Below are 19573 nucleotides of genomic sequence, written 5' to 3'. Positions count from 1 at the left end.
AAAAAATCCAGAAAAAGAAAAAACAGCGGAAGGAACTTAACTTTTAACAAGTTAGGTCTCTTCTGCTGCTCTATTATCTGATTTGCAAAATATATTCTATCGATTTAAAGAGGCTTAGCGGATTTTAGTTTGACTGAGCAAGCTCGGTGCTTTTCAAGACCGTTCTGCTTAGTATAGCCTGGCCGGTACTTGCTCTTAGGAATCTTGCACTCATTCTCCAGCAAAAACAGCGAGTGATACTGCTGAACATTTTCATCACATTCCTCGCACCAGCGCTGATCCTCCGGATCCCAAAAAATAGTCATTAAATCACTACGGCTCTTATACAAAGGTGACTGCTCTTCCATCTGCAGCCAGCGGTTTTTATAATATTTAAGGGCTTCATAATAATCATCGAAGTGCTTCTTTGCAACGACATCTTCTTCCCAGCCATCCAGGAACCACCACGGTTCATAGTCCCCGTACATCTCAATTACACAATACATACTCGTCCTCTCTTTGTACCGTATATTATATATAAATTCTTTGGCGAACAAAACTATTTTGCTCAGAATCAGAAAACAATATAAAAACCCCTTGTAACCAAAGATTAAAAGGGATAGGCAAAAGAATAATACACATTTTTATTGGGCTGGAGAAAGATCGTTTTCAATAATGACCTTAATAGCGTGATGGTCAGCAGCTTGGCCAAAGACCTTGAAAGCTTCTTCGATTTCACTCAACTTAAAGTAATGAGTCACTAGCTTTTCTGGCTCAATCTTATGACTTTCCAGAGCCTTTAGCAGCTGTGGAGTAGTATTGGTAGATACCAGCCCGGTCGTCACATTGATATTTCGAATCCAGAGCCGGTCTAACTCAAACTCTACAGGTTTGCCATGAACTCCACAGTTAGCAATGGTTCCATCAACGGCAATGACTTTCTGACAAAGATCAAAACTGTCTGGAATTCCTACTGCTTCAATGGCTACATCAACTCCACGTCCATCTGTCAAGTCAAAGATAGCCTGCACAGCTTTTTCAGCATCCGCTGAATTTACCTTATCTGTTGCCCCAAAGGCTATGGCCGTATCTAAACGATTCTCATCGATGTCAACCATGATAATCTTTGACGGAGAATAAAACTGAGCTGTCAGTAAAGACGCGAGACCGATTGGCCCAGAGCCAACGATAGCTACTGTACATCCAGGCTCTACTTTGCCTTTTAAAACTCCTATTTCATAAGCTGTTGGCAAGATGTCTGACAGCATGACCAAGGCCTCATCTGACAAATCTTTTGGAGTATAATAGAGAGTATTATCCGCATGGGGCACGCGCAGATACTCAGCTTGAGTTCCGTCAATCAAATGCCCGAAAATCCATCCACCTTCATCTTCACAATGGGCGTAAATGCCCTTCTTGCAATAGTAGCACTTGCCACAGGCACAAACACAGGAAATCAGAACTTTATCGCCCTTCTTGAAATTGGTTACACTGTCACCAACTTCTTCAACAATACCGATGCCTTCATGTCCCAGAATAGTACCGCTCTTGCAGGCAGGTACGTCTCCTTTAATAATATGAAGATCAGTCCCGCAGATAGTGGTCTTAACCATACGGACAATAGCGTCTGTTGGCTTGCGTACGACAGGTTTATCAACATCTATAAACTGGGCAAATCCCGGCTTAACATAAGTATAGGCTTTCATAGGCTATCCTTTCTATTGTTATGTTATGATGAATGTTTTCTATTTTATTCTAACAGTTTGTGAAAAAAATCGCAAGGTTTTTCCTCCAAAAAAAGTGGGACAAACACCGTTTTGTCCCACCCTATTGTCTGTATTATCTTAAGCAAAATTTTTATTCTGCTTGTTTCTGCATTATAACGTTTCTAAAGCAACCATCGTTGTCACAGCTGCGTCATAGTAATTGTCTGACGGCAAACCTTGCATGAAGAGATATTTATTCTGCTGTACTAATTTGCGGAATTCTATATTGTTGTTAGCCGCATAGAATACTGGTGCGGTAAAGCTACCAGCCTGATTGCTATTGAGAGCCTTGCCTTTCAGGTTGTAGCCCGCATAAATCTTTTCTTGATTGAGGAAGAAGTTCAACATCTTCTTCAGCAGTTTTTGACTTTTTTCATCCTTGCTTTGAGCCAAGTTGTAAGGAAGTCGGCAGGCATTATAAGAATAATAGCCATCATTTGCAGACTCAACCGTATCAGGCTCAGCAGCCCGAACTTTGTCACCGTCAACCCAGATAAAATCTGGTATCAAACCAGTCTTGTTATCAGCGCTGATTGCTTCAAGTTTGCTGAGCATGTTATCTCGGATTGTCAGCCACTGCTTATCTTTGGTCAACTCATAGAAAGCTTGGAACTGCTGCGGCAATGTATCAGAAGTCCGCATGAGATTATAAAATTTCGATTCTGTATTTGCCCAGTTCCCAACTGTCAAAACACCATTGCTTTCATTATAGTTATATGCCAATACATCTTTCAGAATAGCCTGAGCCTGAGCTTGATATTCTTTAGCCTTGTCCGGCCACTGTTTAGCCGCCTGAATCAAAGCATAGGCAATGTAGAGATCACCGTCTGTAGCATTGTTTTCGTCTTCATGATTACTCTTTCCGTCCTTAATCGTCTGTTTCCAAGACATGAGTTGGGTATCTTTCAGACGATGAGCTAGATAATATTGGTAGAGCTTTTCAAAATCAGACGAACTTGCCTGGCCTTGCTTAGCTGCATCCACAGCAATCACCATGCCATAACCCTGTGCTTCAGACAGCACAACATCTTCCGTCTTACTGTTTGTCGTCCTGATATAAGACAATTTGTCCTTGGTTACGACATATTCTTTAGACCATTGGCTGTATATTTTCTTTTTGATATTCGGAGTGCTGCCCATGCGGGTGTACAACAGGATACTAGCCAAGACAGCCAGAATTATCACAAACCAAATAAATCTTAATCTTGTTCTTTTCACACTTTCTCCTAACCTGCAAATCGTTTTGTTTTAACCCACTTGGTTTCTTTCCGCTTCAAAATCTTGTCCAAGATAACAGATCCTACTGCATCTAAAGAGACAACTATAAAGAGCTGAGAGTATGTCAAATAGGACACAAGGGCCAGCCAAATCTGTTTGGTAGTCGCCTGTCCAAACTGAGAAGCCAGGGCAATATTGATCTGCAAAAGATAAAGCAAAATCATCAGAAGCCAGTTAAAGAGCATCAGCTGGACGATATAGATATTCTGAGCATCAAAAGCGAAAGGAATCCGCACATCCGGTATAAAGAGCTGGGTAATCATCGCCGCTACATTGGCAAAGAAAACCAAGTCAGATAAGACAATCGCCAAATTGAACCAGAAGAAGATACAAGAATAATTGAAAACTTCTAACTTCACGCGCCAGTTACCGCCGCTAAAAAGATGCTTGAAGTTGTCAATAACCACCTCGTAATTCCCCTTAGCCCAGCGCTTACGCTGCAAGTAATAGGACTTGAGGGTCTCAGGTTCTTGCTGGAAAGCCTCGGAGTTATAAGCCAAGGCAATCAGCTTGCCGCTCTGCATGATCTTAAAGGAAATTTCCGTGTCCTCTGTCAAGGCACCATTTTTCCAACCACCAATACTCTTAACAAACTCCGTGTTAATCAAGAAGTTCGTACCTGGAATCCGTCCAATCTTGAAGAGATGCCACATACCTACGTGGTAAACACGCTGAGTTACAACGATTTCTTGGTTGATACAACGGGTCAGGAAGTTCTGGTTGGCATTACGGGTCTTATTGCGTCCAAAGGAAGCAACGTGACGTTCTGGATCTTCTAAGACTTTCTTGACTAGGAAGTAGAGGGCATTCTTTTCTGGCATAGCATCCGCATCGTAGACACAGATATATTCGCCCTTAGCCATCTTCAGGGCATCATTCAGCACCCCAGCCTTACCTCCCGTACCTGTACGGTCTGTAATTGTAACATTGCGTCCAGCATACTCAGGCATAGCCTGTACTTTCAGCATTTCCTGATAAGTATCATCCGAGCAGTTGTCTGCAAATAGCAGAACTTCCACTCGGTCATGAGGGTAATCCAAGTCCAGAATAGCCTTGGTCGTCTGAGCGATAACCACATCTTCATTGTGGGCAGGAACAACGACTGTAACCATAGGATAATGCTCCAAGGGACTGGTATCCACGTTGAAGTCACTGCGCTTCATCCAGAAATGCACGGAAGAACATAGGATAACCAAAGCCCAAGCCAGAGACATCCAGATGGAGAACAGGGTGATAATCATAATAAGCTGACTAATCATGACGAGTCACCGCCCTAAAATTTTTATTGACCCGATTGTAGATAACCAGATAATAGATGAAGAGGACAAAAAAACTAATAGCAAAAAAGATACTTAGCACCATAGATACGATAAAAAATACTTCAGTTAAAGACATGTGTTTACCTCCTAATATTCTACGATAATGTCGGTTTCAAGCTGACGCTCCAGATTGCTCAAAGCGTCGTCAAAATTATGGAATTTATCAATGTTTTGAGCATTCAGTTTTAAGCTGCCAGACTGAAACTGAATTTCTTGGTCAGTTTTCTTATTTTCAAAGCGCATTGTCGTCAAATCGGCACGCACTTTCTCTTGGAAATATTCCTTGACTTCCTGATCCAGATCTTCTACCAGAACGAGAAAGTTACCATTGGATACATAGTAAACTGTCTCTACATTCTGGAAGTCCCAGTTGAGCAGTCGTAAAATTCTCTTGAGCATCCGCTTGTACTCCCGAGAGTGAATTTGATAAAAATGGTGATTGTGCGCCCAATGGACCAACAAAGCCTGAAAGGCTGGAGCTTCTTCCAGATGCACCTTCTTAACTAGCTCACCATAGGCCTCAGCAGCATCTTCACTGTCATCCTGTACTAATCCCAAGCGCTGATGGAGATAGAAATTAACACGGCTGGTCAGCCAAGCGCTGACAGGGAAGACGTAAAGCAAGAAGAGAATCTGATTGTCCGGCAGATAAGTTACATCAAAGAGCAAAATCAGTGTTGCGATAACCACACCCAAAATCATAGCCCAGGTCACCAAGAGATCGGATAGGACAAAGACACTAAAAATACCTAATAAAATCAGTGCGATTCCGATATAAAATATGTTAGCTGCAAAATTCCAACTGTAGAAAAGAATTAGTCCAATTGCCAGTACAAAGACTGCTAATGATTTTTCTAGTCCTTTTTTCCTAAACATTCTTTACTCCTGTCTTAAATTCTTCCGGCCTAGCCGTCTGCTTAAAATAGTGAGCTATTGCTTGAGCAATCCGCTCCGAAGCCTGACCGTCACCATATGGATTGCTGGCTTGGGCCATTTCCTGATAGAGTGACTCATCTGTCAGCAGGGCTTCCATCGCCTCTGCTACTGCTTGAGTTTCTGTACCAACCAGCTTCAATGTGCCGGCTTCAACTCCTTCTGGTCTCTCTGTTGTATCACGAAGTACCAGTACAGGCTTACCTAAGGAAGGCGCTTCTTCCTGTACTCCACCTGAGTCTGACATGATAAAGTAGCTTTTAGCTGCGATATTGTGGAAATCCAACACATCCAAAGGCTCAATCAGATGAATCTTCTCATTGTCACTCAGAATTTCTCTGGCCGCCTCCTGAACCGCTGGACTCAGGTGAACGGGATAGACAATTTCCACATCATCATGGGCATCTACAATCTGCCGTAGAGTTCGAAAGACCCTTCTCATTGGCTCGCCTTGATTTTCCCGACGATGCATCGTCACCAAAATCATCTTGCGAGCTGGATCAATACGATCAAGCACCTCGTGCTGATAATCAGCTTGGACTGTCAGCTTAAGAGCGTCGATAGCTGTATTTCCTGTCACAAAAACCGTTTCTGCTGGATGGTTTTCCTTGAGCAAGTTAGCCTTGCTCTGATCTGTTGGCGCAAAATACAAGTCCGTCAAAGAGTCTGTCATCTGACGATTCATCTCTTCTGGGAAAGGAGAGTATTTGTTCCAAGTCCGCAAACCAGCTTCCACATGGCCGATACGAACTTGATTATAAAATGCTGCGAGACTAGCTGCAAAGGTCGTTGTCGTATCACCGTGCACCAGCATAATGTCTGGCTTGTTTTCCTTTAAGATATCATCCAACTTATGCAGGATCTTGACAGTAATATCTGTCAGGGTTTGATTCTTCCCCATAATGTCCAAATCATAATCAGGCTTAATCTTAAAAATTTCAAGCACCTGATCCAACATCTGACGATGCTGAGCAGTCACAACTGTTGTTGTTTCAAACAGGGCTGCCTGCTTCTTCAGTTCAATAACTAGCGGAGCCATCTTAATTGCTTCTGGACGAGTTCCAAAAACAACCATTACCTTAATTTTCTTCATTTTTCCTCACCAAAAATCAACATTGTTATATTAACTTTTTACTAAAAAATGTTTGTTTTAAGTAACCTTAGTTATTTTACCATCAAGCGTTTCAATAATCAAAGCATGAACTATTATTTTATACTTTCTTAATAGTAATTTACACATTGGTAACTTATTTAAGATTATTTTAATTTTCTTAACTTAACTGTAACTTAAAGTTGCTGAAATTTTTCGGTTTTCCCAAAATAATAAATAAAAAGGAAAGAATTTATGGGATTCAATCTATATTTTATGCAGGTTCTTGTGTTTTTTACCTGTTTTTTTAATTTTTATTCATTGCAATAAAATATTATCCTATTTGTAATCTAATTGTTTTCTATTCTTTATCTTCCAAAAAAACTCCCTTCATGAATGAAACGGCTAGATAAATACCAGCTACTGATCTTTACAATCTCCGACAACTACCATTAAAACCAACCTCCTCTTTTTAAAAATTTCAAACCTACCCCTCCTACTATTTCAGGAATTTTAAAATAGTATAACCTAGCGCTATCATACCACAAGAAACCATTGATCTTTCTGATTATAAATAGATTTGGCATCTCCTATCCTAAAAAAGCTGAAACACGAAATCTTGAGTGATTCTTCTATAATCGTTCAATCATAAAGGGGAACTTAAAAAGCACTGTTCCTAATTATATTATAGGATAATATTTAGTGGCGGGCAAGAAATTATAGGCTGCAACAAAAAAACCTCCCGAAAATCGGGAGGGAAAGTTCTTTATTTAAGAACAATATTTTCTTCAGTTTCAAATCCATCTGGCAGTTCTGTCACTTCGTTGATAATTTCAACTTCATTGACAGCCTGAGGTTCCAGATTGCGGTAGCGAGCCATGCCAGTACCAGCTGGAATAATCTTACCGATGATAACATTTTCCTTGAGTCCGAGCAGATGGTCTTTCTTACCACGGATAGCTGCATCTGTCAGGACACGAGTTGTTTCCTGGAAGGAAGCTGCAGACAGGAAGCTATTTGTCTCAAGGGAAGCTTTGGTGATTCCCATGAGGACTGGACGGGCTGTCGCAGGCACTCCGCCTGAGATAACCACATCACGGTTAGCATCTGTAAAGTCTGTAATATCCATGAGAGTTCCCATAAGAAGATCTGTATCACCTGGATCCATGACGCGCACCTTGCGAATCATCTGGCGAACCATTACTTCGATGTGTTTGTCGCCAATTTCTACCCCTTGGCTGCGGTAAACTTTTTGTACCTCAGCAAGCAGATAAGTTTCAACAGACAAGACATCGCGGACAGCCAGCAAGTGCTTCGGCTGGATAGAACCTTCAGTCAAAGCAGCGCCACGAGAAACTTGGTCGCCCACTTCAACCTTCATGCGGGCTGTAAATGGCACCACGTATTCACCTTCGCCAGTTGCACCTGTAACAAAGACCTTCTTGGTACGAGTAGATGCATCTTCTTCGATGGCAGTAACTTCACCCTTGACTTCAGTGATGACCGCTTCCCCTTTTGGATTGCGGGCTTCAAAGATTTCTTGGACACGAGGAAGACCTTGCGTGATATCGGTATTAGAGGCAACACCACCCGTGTGGAAGGTCCGCATGGTCAGCTGTGTACCAGGCTCCCCGATAGATTGGGCAGCGATGGTTCCGACTGCTTCACCGACTTCAACTGCATCGCCAGTTGCTAAGTTAATACCGTAACAATGACGGCAGACACCGTGGCGGGTGTTACATGTAAAGACGGAGCGAATCGTCACTTCGTCAACACCAGCGTTAACAATCTCGCGCGCCTTGTCTTCTGTGATCAATTCATTTGGACCAATGATGACAGCACCAGTTTCTGGATGTTTAACTGTTTTCTTAGTGTAACGACCATTTAGACGCTCTTCCAGAGACTCGATCATTTCCTTGCCTTCTGTGATAGAAGTGATGAGCAAGCCGCGGTCTGTACCACAGTCATCTTCACGGATAATCACATCTTGGGCAACGTCAACCAGACGACGAGTCAGGTAACCTGAGTCGGCAGTCTTAAGGGCCGTATCGGTCATACCCTTACGAGCACCGTGGGTTGAGAAGAACATTTCCAGAACGGACAGACCTTCACGGAAGTTAGACAAGATTGGCAATTCCATGATACGTCCATTTGGCGCAGCCATCAGACCACGCATACCGGCCAACTGGGAGAAGTTAGAGATGTTACCCCGAGCTCCAGAGTCCATCATCATAACGATAGGGTTCTTCGGATCTTGGTTGGCAACTAGCCGTTTTTCCAATTTCTCACGAGCTGCCCGCCACTCAGCAGTAACTGCATTGTAGCGTTCGTCATCAGTAATCATACCGCGACGGAATTGCTTAGTAATTTGGTCCACTCGCTTGTGGGATTCTTCAATAATCTCAGCCTTGTCTTTAACAACTGGAATATCAGCGATACCCACTGTCAGACCAGCCAAAGTAGAATGGTGATAACCCAAGTTCTTCAAGCGGTCAAGAAGAGCAGATGTTTCTGTTGTACGGAAGCGTTTAAAGATTTCCGCAATGATATTTCCAAGATTCTTCTTCTTAAACGGAACATTGATCTCAAGCTGTTCAATAACTTCCTTGATATCTTGCCCTGACTCCAAGAAGTACTTAGCTGGCACACCTTCTGTCAAGTTAGCATTGGTTGGCTCTTGCAGATAAGGCAATTCCTCTGGCATAATCGCGTTAAAGAGAATTTTACCGACAGTAGTAATCAAAATCTTATGCTTCTGGTCTTCTGTCCAAGGCTTATTAAGACTGTCTGTTGCGATACCAACACGAGTATGCAAGTGAACATAGCCGTTGCGGAAGGCCATGACCGCCTCATCCATATCTTTGAAAATCATGCCTTCGCCTTCGCGGCCAGCCTCTTCCATGGTCAAATAGTAGTTCCCCAAGACCATATCCTGAGATGGTGTTACAACTGGCTTACCATCTTTCGGATTCAAGATGTGCTCAGCAGCCAGCATGAGGATACGTGCTTCAGCTTGCGCTTCCTCTGACAACGGTACGTGGATAGCCATTTGGTCACCGTCAAAGTCGGCATTGTAGGCTTCACAAACCAGCGGATGCAAACGTAAAGCTTTACCGTCAATCAGAACTGGCTCGAAAGCCTGAATTCCCAAACGGTGAAGGGTCGGTGCGCGGTTAAGAAGCACTGGGTGCTCCTTGATCACTTCTTCCAGAATATCCCAGATACGCTCATCTCCACGTTCTACCAAGCGTTTAGCAGCTTTCACGTTCTGCACAATATCACGGGCAACGATTTCCCGCATGACAAACGGCTTGAAGAGCTCAATCGCCATTTCACGCGGCACCCCACATTGATACATTTTCAATGTAGGACCAACGGCGATAACGGAACGACCTGAGAAGTCAACCCGTTTACCCAGCAAGTTTTGACGGAAACGGCCTTGTTTCCCTTTAAGCATGTGGCTCAAAGACTTAAGCGGACGGCTGCCTGGTCCAGTAATCGGACGGCCTCGGCGACCGTTATCAATCAAAGCATCAACCGCTTCTTGAAGCATCCGCTTCTCATTTTGAACGATGATACCAGGTGCATTGAGTTCCAGCAAACGAGCCAAACGGTTGTTCCGGTTGATAACCCGGCGGTAGAGATCATTGAGGTCAGAAGCCGCAAAACGACCACCATCCAGCTGAACCATCGGACGCAAATCTGGTGGAATAACCGGCAGGATATTGAGGACCATCCATTCTGGCTTATTGCCAGACTTGTAGAAGGCGTCCAAAACATCCAAGCGACGGACAGCCTTGATCCGTTTTTGACCTGAAGCAGTTTTCAATTCTTCTTTGAGGACAGCAATTTCAGCTTCCAAGTCCACTTGTTTCAAGAGGTCTTGAATAGCTTCTGCTCCCATTTTGGCCACAAATGAGCCTGCACCGTACTCGCGTAAACGTTCACGATACTCACGTTCCGTCATGATTGACTTGTGCTCTAGCGGTGTATCCTTAGGATCAATCACTACATAAGCCGCAAAGTAAATGACTTCTTCCAGAGCACGTGGACTCATATCCAAAGTGAGTCCCATGCGGCTTGGAATTCCTTTAAAGTACCAAATATGTGAAACAGGAGCCTTCAATTCGATGTGGCCCATGCGCTCACGGCGAACCTTAGCACGAGTTACTTCAACACCACAGCGGTCACAGACGATTCCTTTGTAACGAATCCGTTTGTACTTACCGCAAGCACATTCCCAGTCCTTGGTTGGACCGAAGATCACTTCGTCAAAAAGGCCTTCGCGTTCTGGTTTCAGGGTTCGGTAATTGATTGTTTCAGGTTTCTTCACTTCTCCATAAGACCATGAACGGACCTTATTTGGAGAAGCTAGGGTGATTTGCATACTTTTAAAACGATTTACATCAACCACTATTTCATACCTTTCTTCATTTTCTAATCAGTGTGTATTCTTATTCTTTTCCTTCAGCCTCAAAAGCTGCTTTCGCTTCTTGAGCTGCTTTTTCACGCGCTTTTTCAAGATCGTCAACGTGGATCACATCATCATCTTCACCTTCGTCTAAGTCACGCAGTTCTACTTCATTGTCGTCTTCATCAAGAACGCGCATGTCCAGACCAAGAGATTGCAATTCTTTGACAAGAACGCGGAAGGATTCTGGCACACCTGGTTTTGGAATTGGTTTTCCTTTGGTAATAGCTTCATAAGCCTTCAAACGTCCGTTGACATCATCTGACTTATAGGTCAGGATTTCTTGCAGAACGTTAGAAGCACCGTAAGCTTCCAAGGCCCAAACTTCCATCTCACCAAAACGTTGTCCACCAAACTGAGCTTTACCTCCGAGCGGCTGTTGGGTAACCATTGAGTAAGGACCTACTGAGCGGGCATGGAGTTTGTCATCTACCATGTGGTGGAGCTTAATCATGTACATGACACCGACAGATACACGGTTGTCAAACGGCTCACCGGTACGTCCGTCATAAAGAATAGTCTTGGCATCGCTGTCCATACCAGCTTCGCGTACTGTATCCCAGAGGTCTTCTGAGCTTGCTCCATCAAAGACTGGTGTTGCAATATGGATGCCCAAGTTACGTGCTGCCATACCAAGGTGAAGCTCCATAACCTGACCAATGTTCATACGAGATGGTACCCCGAGTGGGTTCAACATGATATCAACTGGTGTTCCATCTGGCAAATAGGGCATGTCTTCCACAGGAACGATACGGGATACAACCCCTTTGTTTCCGTGACGACCGGCCATCTTATCTCCGACCTTGATCTTACGTTTTTGAGCGATGTAGACGCGAACCAGCATATTTACGCCAGATTGCAGCTCATCACCATTAGCACGGGTAAAGATCTTCACGTCACGAACGACACCATCAGCACCGTGAGGTACACGAAGAGAAGTGTCACGAACTTCACGAGACTTGTCTCCGAAGATAGCGTGCAAGAGACGTTCCTCAGCAGAAAGGTCTTTTTCACCCTTAGGAGTCACTTTACCCACAAGAATATCGCCTTCTTTGACTTCCGCCCCGATGCGGATAATCCCCATTTCATCCAGGTTGCGCAGGGCGTCTTCCCCTACGTTTGGAATTTCGCGGGTAATCTCTTCAGGACCAAGCTTGGTGTCACGAGTTTCTGATTCGTATTCTTCCAAGTGAACAGAGGTGTAGACATCGTCTTTCACCAGACGCTCACTCATGATAACCGCATCCTCGAAGTTGTAACCTTCCCATGTCATGTAGGCAACGATTGGGTTTTGTCCCAGGGCCATTTCTCCATTTTCCATAGAAGGTCCGTCAGCGATAAAGTCACCTTTTTCAACGACATCGCCAACTTTTACAAGGGTGCGTTGGTTATAAGCAGTTCCTGAGTTAGAACGGCGGAATTTTTGAATTTGGTAAACATCAAGAGAACCATCTTCGCGACGGACTTCAACCTTGTCTGCATCCGCATAGGTAACCTTACCATCATGCTGGGCAATAACCGCTGCACCAGAGTCGTGGGCAGCTTGGTATTCCATACCAGTACCGACATAAGGTGCTTTTGGATCAATCAAAGGCACAGCCTGACGCTGCATGTTGGCACCCATGAGGGCACGGTTGGAGTCGTCATTTTCCAAGAAAGGAATACATGCTGTCGCTACGGCAACTACCTGCTTAGGCGATACATCCATGTAATCTACTTGGTCCGATGGGAATTCTTGGTTATTACCTTGGTGGCGTCCCATAACAATAGGCTCCGCAAAGCCGCCTTTTTCATTAAGCTTAGAGTTGGCCTGCGCTACGATAAATTCATCTTCCTCATCAGCAGTCAACCAAACGATTTCGTTGGTTACCACGCCGGCTTCACGGTCTACCTTACGGTAAGGCGTTTGGATAAATCCGTATTTATTAAGGTGTCCATAAGAAGACAAGTTATTAATCAAACCAATGTTTGGCCCTTCAGGCGTTTCAATCGGACACATACGGCCGTAGTGAGTATAGTGCACGTCCCGCACTTCATAGCCAGCACGGTCACGGGTCAAACCACCAGGTCCTAAGGCAGACAGACGACGCTTGTGAGAAAGCTCAGACAGCGGATTGTGTTGGTCCATGAACTGTGACAACTGTGATGAACCAAAGAATTCTTTAATGGCTGCAGTCACTGGACGGATGTTGATGATTTGTTGCGGTGTGAGAACTTCATTATCCTGAACAGACATCCGTTCACGAACATTACGCTCCATCCGAGAAAGTCCCAGACGAACTTGGTTGGCCAAAAGCTCACCAACTGCACGAATACGACGGTTCCCTAAGTGGTCAATATCATCTACACGACCGATACCTTCAGCCAAGTTGAGGAAGTAGCTCATCTCAGCCAAGATGTCAGCTGGTGTCACAATCCGAACCTTGTCAGATGGATTTGCGTTACCGATGATAGTCACAACGCGGTCTGGATCAGTTGGTGCCACTACCTTGAACTTCTGCAATTCTACAGGGTCTGTCAAGACAGCTGAGTCGTTTGGAATATAAGTGATTTTATTCAAACCATTGTCCAGCTGCTCTGCAATGCTGTCAATCACACTACGGGTCATAACTGTACCAGCTTCAACCAAGATTTCTCCTGTTTCAGCATCTACCAATGGCTCTGCAATGGTTTGGTTCAGCAAGCGAGTCTTGACGCTGAGTTTCTTATTGATTTTGTACCGACCAACTGCTGCCAGGTCATAACGATGCGGATCAAAGAAACGCGCATCAAGGAGAGAGCGAGAGCTTTCAGCCGTCTTAGGCTCACCTGGACGAAGACGCTCATAGATTTCTTTCAGGGCTTCATCTGTACGAGAGTCCATTGGATTCTTATGGATATCTTTTTCAATGGTATTGCGCACCAAGTCGCTGTCACCAAAGATGTCCAAGATCTCATCATCACCTGAGAAACCAAGCGCACGTACCAGAGTGGTAAATGGAATCTTCCGTGTCCGGTCAATACGAGTATAGGCAATGTCTTTTGAGTCTGTTTCCAACTCTAACCAAGCACCGCGGTTAGGAATAACAGTTGACCCATAGCCGATTTTGCCATTTTTATCGACTTTATCGTTGAAGTAAACCCCTGGAGAACGCACCAACTGGGATACGATAATCCGCTCACCACCATTGATGATGAAGGTTCCCATTTCAGTCATGATTGGGAAATCACCAAAGAAGACTTCCTGGGTCTTGATTTCACCAGTTTCCTTGTTAATCAGACGGAAAGTCACAAAGATTGGCGCTGAATAGCTGGCATCGTGAATGCGTGCTTCTTCCAGCGTATATTTAGGCTCACGGATTTCATAGCCGACAAATTCCAATTCCATGGTGTTGGTAAAGTTTGAAATAGGAAGTACATCTTCAAAGACTTCCTTCAGACCATGATCCAAGAAATCTTGGAACGAATCCGTTTGGATTTCAATCAAATTTGGTAAATCAAGAACTTCCTTAATTCTTGAGAAACTACGACGGGTACGGTGTTTACCGTATCGAACTTCATGTCCTGCCAAGTTTTTACTCCTTTATGATAAGATACTGAGCCCTTGATAAAGCGAGAAGAAAGGTATCTTTTTCTCAATGCTTTGAGGGCGAGTTCTGTGAAATGTTTTCAGAGGAAAATCCTCTGTCATTTACAATGCTGCAAAACAGCCACAATCAGTCCCTTTTGTTTAATTTTCAGAAAAATTAAATTATGGTTACATAATTCCTTTTTCCTAAAAATAGGCACAAAAAGAGCAGCTAAATCTGACTTATTCAAGTTTGATTTAACTGCTGTAAGCTTCTATTTGGACAATATTTCAAATAAAGCACACGACAAATTATTGTTATCATTATACCTTATTTAGCTAGAAATTGCAAGGATTTCATCCGCTTTCTGAAAAGTTAAAACTGTTCTTGATGCGCTAGTTCCCCTGCCGGTTATTGTTGGAATTGGAGCTGGAATTAGAATTAGAGGTAGAACCGCCCAGAATAGCTGACCAAGCCTTCTGATAATCCGCATCTGATGCCCCGATACCAAAGCGGTAGGTCGTGGTCGGAGCGCCGTTTTTAGCCCAATAGCTAGGCACTGTCGGACCACTGAGATTAACAGAGCGGCCGTTTACCGTTACTGTACCTGGTTTTTCCCCTGTGGACTTGAGTACATCAGACTTAATCACACTCGGATCAAGAGTGAACTTATCACCAACGCCCCAGGCATTCGGATCTGCTTGATAGATGGCATCTACCATATAAGCCATGTAGGAAGCGTTATTGTTATAACCAGTCAACGCTGCCATAGAGCTATTATCATCATGACCAATCCATCCTCCCAAAGTCATCTTAGGAGTAGAAAGCATCAGCCACATATCGCCGTTGGTGTTGGTCGTTCCAGTCTTACCAATCCAGTCGGCTCCAGCCAAGGTTCCGTTGACCTGACTGATTCTGGATTTGTAGGTCGTAGTAGCTCCAGAATTGATAACCCCCCGCATGAGCTCCTGCATAATCGTCGCTGCAGCTGGGCTGTATATCTGAACCGGGTTGGCCTTATGCTGGTATATCACCTTCCCATCTCGGTCAGTGATTTTTTCAACCATGTATTTTTTCTGGTAGGTTCCATTATTAGCCAAGGTTTGGAAACCATTGGTGTGCTGAGCTACAGATACTTCGATTCCGCCACCCATTGGGAGACTCTCAATGCTGTAGTCATCGATGTAATAACCCATTTTTTCCATATAGCCACGGACATTGACACCTTTTTCGCGTAATCCGCGGTAAGTCCAATAAGCCGGGATATTCCAAGAAGTATTGAGAGCTTCTTGCAGGTCCATCATAGCTGTACCACGGCTGTCCACGTGCATGATTGGGTCGCCGCTTGAAAAGTTAGTCGGATAGTTAGAAAGAACGCTGGCGCTGCCCATCAGACCTTGGTCAATAGCAATCCCATAAGCCAGAATCGGCTTAATAGTCGAACCCGGTGACCGTTCCGTATCAAAGGCGTGATTATTCTGATTGGAAGCATAGTCTCTGCCACCAACAAAGCCAATCACAGCACCGGTTTTATTATCCATGAGGACATTTCCCACTTCAACTGCGCCAGTTCCGTCATCCAAGACACCCCCATAGTTGGCTACTGCATTTTGCATAGCAGTATGGATGTTCTTGTTAATCGTGGTCGTAACAGTATAGCCGCCATCGCTCAGTTCTTTAGCAGCCAATTCCTTGTAGGCCTTGACAGTGTCGTTGTTTTTCAGCTCTTGCTGGGAAACATTGTCCCGCTGAATCAAGTATTCGTACATGGTCTGCTGAGCTTCTTCGACCGCTGTGTAATAAAGGTAACCATGCGAAGATTTTTCCGAGCTTTCAGAAGGCTTGAAATCCTTGGTCAAGTCGTAGTCCTTGTACTCCTTGTACTCTTTCTCGCTTAAATGGCCCGTCCGATACATATTATAGAGCACATCCTTGGCACGTTCCAAGCCCAGAGCCATATCCCCTTCACTCTTGAGACTGCCATCCGCTGCATAAGGCGAATAGACAATCGGACTCTGTGGCAAGCCGGCAATAAAAGCAGACTGGGGCACCGTCAAATCCTTGGCAGAAACACCAAAAATCCCTTGAGCAGCTTCCTCGACACCAGCGATATTCTGTCCCTTATTATTGCGCCCGAAAGGCGAAACGTTCAAGTAGGTCGTCAGAATATCATCCTTGGACATGTAGCGCTCCAAAGCCAGCGCATCGACAATCTCGGTCGCTTTCCGCTTGAAGGTCGGCGCATCGCCCACCACCTGCTGCTTGATCAACTGCTGGGTAATGGTTGACCCCCCGCTGGACGAGCCAACTCCAACAACTGAACCGAGCGTAGCCCGAAGCACAGCCTTGGGAACGACTCCCTTATGCGTTTCAAAATTCTCATCCTCTGTAGCGATAACAGCTTTTTTTACATTTTCAGAGATGGCGTCACTCTTAACTGGGATGCGGAGCAAATCATTGTCCACTTCTGCAATCAAGCTGCCATCAGCATAGGTTAGCTTAGAGATACCGGAGATATTATTCACCTGCTTGACCAGCTCTTCCTGCTTGGGCACTTCCACCTTACTGAAAAGACTAGCTGCATAGCCTATCCCAATCCCAGCACCGATTACGCCACCGAAGAAGATAAACACAAAAGCCATATTCATCAGAAGTTTAAAAGTCCGCAAGAAAACAGCAAAAACATCACCGATAGACCAGCCATTGTTGCCACTGCCGATCTTCTTGCTCCATTCTGGAAGATGTATTTTTTTGATAAACTGCTGGGCTTTTCCCCAGAACTCTTTTAATTTCTCTATTAATTGTTCCAAGTTTGATTCTCCTTGTTATCTTCCCATTATACCAAATATCTATGATTTATTTCAAGGAAACATTGCTATTTAAAAGCTTTATGATACAATAGAGTAACATAAATTTAAAATATAGATAAGCCAATTTCTTGGCTTTTAGAATAGGAGAGACATGATGCACATTTTTGATGAGCTAAAAGAACGTGGCTTGGTATTCCAAACCACTGATGAAGAAGCTTTACGCAAGGCCTTAGAAGAAGGACAAGTCTCTTATTATACCGGATACGATCCAACCGCTGACAGCCTGCACCTAGGCCACTTGGTAGCCATTCTGACCAGCCGCCGCCTGCAACTAGCTGGCCATAAACCCTACGCTCTGGTCGGAGGAGCAACTGGATTGATTGGCGATCCATCTTTTAAGGATGCAGAGCGCAGTCTCCAAACCAAGGAAACCGTGGAAGGCTGGGTGAAATCTATCCAAAATCAGCTTTCTCGCTTTCTGGACTTTGAAAAGGGCGATAATAAAGCTGAAATGGTCAACAATTATGACTGGTTCAGCAGCATCAGCTTTATCGATTTTCTGCGCGATGTCGGTAAATACTTCACTGTCAACTACATGATGAGTAAAGATTCCGTAAAGAGCCGGATTGAGACAGGGATTTCCTATACAGAATTCGCCTACCAGATCATGCAAGGATATGACTTCTACGTCCTCAATCAAAACCACGGCGTGACCCTGCAAATCGGTGGTTCTGACCAGTGGGGGAATATGACAGCAGGTACAGAGCTCCTGCGCCGCAAGGCTGACAAGACTGGCCATGTGATGACTGTTCCGCTCATTACAGACGCTACTGGCAAAAAATTCGGCAAATCAGAAGGCAATGCTGTCTGGCTCAATCCTGACAAGACTTCTCCTTACGAAATGTATCAATTCTGGATGAATGTCATGGACGCAGACGCTATCCGCTTCCTGAAAATCTTCACTTTCCTGTCTTTGGATGAGATCGAGGAGATTCGCCAGCAGTTTGAATCAGCACCCCACGAACGCTTGGCGCAGAAAGTCCTAGCTCGCGAAGTGGTCAGTCTGGTTCACGGTCAAGAAGCATATCAGGATGCCCTCAACATCACTGAGCAGCTCTTTGCTGGAAATATCAAAAATTTGTCCGTCAAGGAACTCAAACAAGGTTTGCGCGGTGTGCCTAACTATCAGGTCCAAGCAGAAGACAACCTCAATATTGTAGAACTGCTTGTGACAGCCGGCGTGGTAAACTCAAAACGTCAAGCCCGCGAGGATGTCCAAAACGGTGCTATCTACCTCAATGGCGAGCGCATCCAAGATTTAGACTATGTCCTTAGCGCCTCAGATAAACTGGAAGACGAGCTGACAGTTATCCGCCGCGGTAAGAAGAAATACTTTGTCCTGACCTACTAAAGATACAAATCCGATTACCTAAATCGGATTTTTCTATGTCTTACCAAAAAGAAGTCATTCAGCTATATAAAAACAATAGAAAGAGAGCGACTATGAAACCAAAACTTGCCCGCTTTGCCCAAGCTCCAGCTCTGGCATGCCCACTCTGCCAGCAAAGCTTGGCTATGGAAGAAAACAGCCTCAAGTGCGCCAATCGCCATTCCTACGACATCGCCAAATTCGGTTATGTCAATCTAGCTCCCCAGGCCAAACAAGCTAAAGACTATGACAAAACGAATTTTCAAAATAGGCAAGTCATCTTGGAAGCCGGCTTTTATCAGCATATCCTAGACGAGTTGCTGGATCTGCTGCAGGCTCTTCCTGAAGAACAGACCATTCTAGACGTCGCTTGCGGAGAGGGATATTATGCTCGAAAAATTCAGGAAGTATTTCCCAACAAAGAGATTTACACTTTTGATTTATCCAAAGATTCTATCCAGTTAGCTGCAAAAAGTGATCAGAGCTTTGCTGTAAAATGGTTCGTAGGTGATTTGGCACACTTGCCCGTTCAGGATCAAAGCATAGATGTCTTGCTGGACATCTTCTCACCAGCTAACTACCATGAATTTCAGCGAGTATTGAAAAAAGAGGGGCTTATCATTAAAGTCATCCCAACAGAAAATCATCTCCAGGAAATTAGAGCTAAAGTAGCTGACCGGCTCCGTCAAAAAGATTATTCTAATCAGCAGGTCATCCAACATCTGGAGGAGAAGTTCCAGATTATCCATGAACAGGATGTACAAGCTCTCGTCTCCTTAACCCCTAAAACAAAAGAAGCCATTCTCAAAATGACTCCTTTGCTCTTTCATGTCCATCAGAACAAAATAGACTGGTCGAATCTCAATCAAGTTACTATCGCCGCCAAAGTTCTCCTCGCTAAAAGAAGAGTGTAATTCCTATCTCTACCGAATTCTCTATTTTTAGACCCA

General features: G+C 44.3%; 12 protein-coding genes. 2 read left to right on the top strand and 10 right to left on the bottom strand.

Annotation, left to right across the window (positions count from 1 at the left end; all coding sequences use genetic code 11):
• Positions 1-104: 104 nt before the first annotated feature.
• From HMPREF9389_RS07525 to pbp1b, 10 genes are all read right to left on the bottom strand, one after another.
• Positions 105-485 carry a DUF1033 family protein gene (locus HMPREF9389_RS07525; protein WP_002928917.1) on the bottom strand — a complete coding sequence of 127 codons (381 nt, stop codon included), beginning with the start codon at positions 483-485 and terminating at the stop codon, positions 105-107.
• A gap of 138 nt (positions 486-623) precedes the next feature.
• Positions 624-1685: a zinc-dependent alcohol dehydrogenase family protein gene (locus HMPREF9389_RS07530; RefSeq protein WP_002928916.1), complete on the bottom strand. Its 1062-nt coding sequence runs from the start codon at positions 1683-1685 to the stop codon at positions 624-626.
• 171 nt (positions 1686-1856) lie between these two features.
• Entirely contained in the window at positions 1857-2963 is a 1107-nt protein-coding gene (locus tag HMPREF9389_RS07535) for a glycosyl hydrolase family 8 (protein WP_002928915.1), read from the bottom strand.
• Positions 2964-2971: 8 nt separating this feature from the next.
• The gene (locus HMPREF9389_RS07540) at positions 2972-4282 is read right to left on the bottom strand and encodes a glycosyltransferase family 2 protein (RefSeq protein ID WP_002928914.1); all 1311 of its coding nucleotides are present in this window, start codon (positions 4280-4282) and stop codon (positions 2972-2974) included.
• Positions 4275-4418 (bottom strand): hypothetical protein, encoded by a 144-nt coding sequence (locus tag HMPREF9389_RS12135; protein WP_002928913.1) that lies wholly within the window; start codon positions 4416-4418, stop codon positions 4275-4277. Before HMPREF9389_RS12135 ends, HMPREF9389_RS07540 begins: the two co-directional genes overlap by 8 nt.
• A gap of 11 nt (positions 4419-4429) precedes the next feature.
• Complete coding sequence (locus HMPREF9389_RS07545) at positions 4430-5218, bottom strand: hypothetical protein (RefSeq protein WP_002928912.1); 789 nt, start codon at positions 5216-5218, stop codon at positions 4430-4432.
• Positions 5211-6368 carry a non-hydrolyzing UDP-N-acetylglucosamine 2-epimerase gene (wecB, locus tag HMPREF9389_RS07550; RefSeq protein WP_002928910.1) on the bottom strand — a complete coding sequence of 386 codons (1158 nt, stop codon included), beginning with the start codon at positions 6366-6368 and terminating at the stop codon, positions 5211-5213. The genes HMPREF9389_RS07545 and wecB overlap by 8 nt, the downstream gene beginning before the upstream one ends.
• Positions 6369-7131: 763 nt before the next feature.
• Positions 7132-10779 carry a DNA-directed RNA polymerase subunit beta' gene (gene rpoC / locus HMPREF9389_RS07555; protein WP_032906317.1) on the bottom strand — a complete coding sequence of 1216 codons (3648 nt, stop codon included), beginning with the start codon at positions 10777-10779 and terminating at the stop codon, positions 7132-7134.
• A 40-nt stretch (positions 10780-10819) separates the two neighbouring features.
• A complete protein-coding gene (rpoB, locus tag HMPREF9389_RS07560; protein ID WP_002928907.1) occupies positions 10820-14386 on the bottom strand; it encodes a DNA-directed RNA polymerase subunit beta in 3567 nt (1188 codons plus the stop codon).
• Positions 14387-14779: 393 nt separating this feature from the next.
• The gene (gene pbp1b, locus HMPREF9389_RS07565) at positions 14780-17194 is read right to left on the bottom strand and encodes a penicillin-binding protein PBP1B (RefSeq protein WP_002928904.1); all 2415 of its coding nucleotides are present in this window, start codon (positions 17192-17194) and stop codon (positions 14780-14782) included.
• Positions 17195-17348: 154 nt separating this feature from the next.
• Between pbp1b and tyrS the strand changes: the two genes are divergently transcribed.
• Together tyrS and HMPREF9389_RS07575 are read left to right on the top strand one after the other, a co-directional pair.
• Positions 17349-18605, top strand: a complete 1257-nt coding sequence (tyrS, locus tag HMPREF9389_RS07570) for a tyrosine--tRNA ligase (RefSeq protein WP_032906314.1) — start codon at positions 17349-17351, stop codon at positions 18603-18605.
• A gap of 92 nt (positions 18606-18697) precedes the next feature.
• On the top strand, positions 18698-19537 hold the full coding sequence (locus HMPREF9389_RS07575; protein WP_032906312.1) for a putative RNA methyltransferase: 840 nt from the start codon (positions 18698-18700) through the stop codon (positions 19535-19537).
• The last annotated feature ends 36 nt before the right edge of the window (positions 19538-19573 follow it).

The organism is Streptococcus sanguinis SK355, assembly GCF_000212855.1.
Lineage (GTDB): Bacteria > Bacillota > Bacilli > Lactobacillales > Streptococcaceae > Streptococcus > Streptococcus sanguinis_A.
This window is presented reverse-complemented; position numbering and strand designations above follow the sequence as displayed.

Excerpts from the sequence above, each read along its gene's own strand:
- HMPREF9389_RS07525 (WP_002928917.1), bottom strand. The coding sequence starts at position 485 with ATGTATTGTGTAATTGAGATGTACGGGGACTATGAACCGTGGTGGTTC.
- HMPREF9389_RS07530 (WP_002928916.1), bottom strand. The coding sequence starts at position 1,685 with ATGAAAGCCTATACTTATGTTAAGCCGGGATTTGCCCAGTTTATAGAT.
- HMPREF9389_RS07540 (WP_002928914.1), bottom strand. The coding sequence starts at position 4,282 with ATGATTAGTCAGCTTATTATGATTATCACCCTGTTCTCCATCTGGATG.
- HMPREF9389_RS12135 (WP_002928913.1), bottom strand. The coding sequence starts at position 4,418 with ATGTCTTTAACTGAAGTATTTTTTATCGTATCTATGGTGCTAAGTATC.
- HMPREF9389_RS07545 (WP_002928912.1), bottom strand. The coding sequence starts at position 5,218 with ATGTTTAGGAAAAAAGGACTAGAAAAATCATTAGCAGTCTTTGTACTG.
- wecB (WP_002928910.1), bottom strand. The coding sequence starts at position 6,368 with ATGAAGAAAATTAAGGTAATGGTTGTTTTTGGAACTCGTCCAGAAGCA.
- tyrS (WP_032906314.1), top strand. The coding sequence starts at position 17,349 with ATGCACATTTTTGATGAGCTAAAAGAACGTGGCTTGGTATTCCAAACC.
- HMPREF9389_RS07575 (WP_032906312.1), top strand. The coding sequence starts at position 18,698 with ATGAAACCAAAACTTGCCCGCTTTGCCCAAGCTCCAGCTCTGGCATGC.